This window comes from Stutzerimonas sp. LR2 (assembly GCF_055755175.1).
Genome location: NZ_JBVTRR010000089.1, coordinates 1 through 627, shown reverse-complemented (window position 1 = coordinate 627; position 627 = coordinate 1). Strand labels below are relative to the sequence as shown.

Annotated in this window: 1 protein-coding gene; it reads left to right on the top strand. The window is 53.0% G+C overall.

The features are described from left to right. Positions 1-253: 253 nt before the first annotated feature. Positions 254-601 carry a hypothetical protein gene (locus ACVRRC_RS22210; protein WP_163768383.1) on the top strand — a complete coding sequence of 116 codons (348 nt, stop codon included), beginning with the start codon at positions 254-256 and terminating at the stop codon, positions 599-601. Positions 602-627: the final 26 nt, after the last annotated feature.

The following is a 627-nucleotide window of genomic DNA, read 5'->3' as shown; positions in this document are numbered from 1 at the left end:
TCCGGATCTTCGCCGTCCGGCAGGAACAGAAAGCGGGCGCGGCTGCATCCGAGGCGTCAAATGGTGAGGCAAATGCGGTTTACGGTGTTAAGGTCTCTCCACTCCTGAATGGCGGTATGCTGTATATCGGAACGGCTGCAACTCTCAAGTGACAGATGGGAAATAAAATATTTTTTTCGCCCTTTTGCCTTCGTCAACGGTCAGGGCTGGTGGATACTGGAAGTCCAACAACTGATAACGCAAACGAGGATATATGATGTCTCTGAACCCAACTCTGGTCGCAATGTTCATCTTCAGCAGCTTCAACGAAACCCGTGTCCCGCTCATCGTAAAGGACGACACTGCGCAGGAGCGCATCGACTTCAACGTAGCTGGTGGCGGTGAAATCGAGTGTGCGGATTGGATCCGTGAACTGGCTATCGACATCGTTGAGGAATGCGATGAGGTCTTCACCAGCAAAGAAGGGCCGGGCATCTGGTATTACGAAGTCGCTGAGGTTATAGGGGCCAAGATCGCAAACGATGCTAACGAGGGGCACGTTTACCAGTGTGACATCGTTAAATTTGCTCTGGAGCAAACCACCAGCTGGGTCAACTCATAACCTCCCTCCACCAGCCGCCTGCGGGC

Bases quoted from the DNA above. Each gene is read 5' to 3' on its own strand.
- ACVRRC_RS22210 (WP_163768383.1), top strand. From the start codon at position 254: ATGATGTCTCTGAACCCAACTCTGGTCGCAATGTTCATCTTCAGCAGC.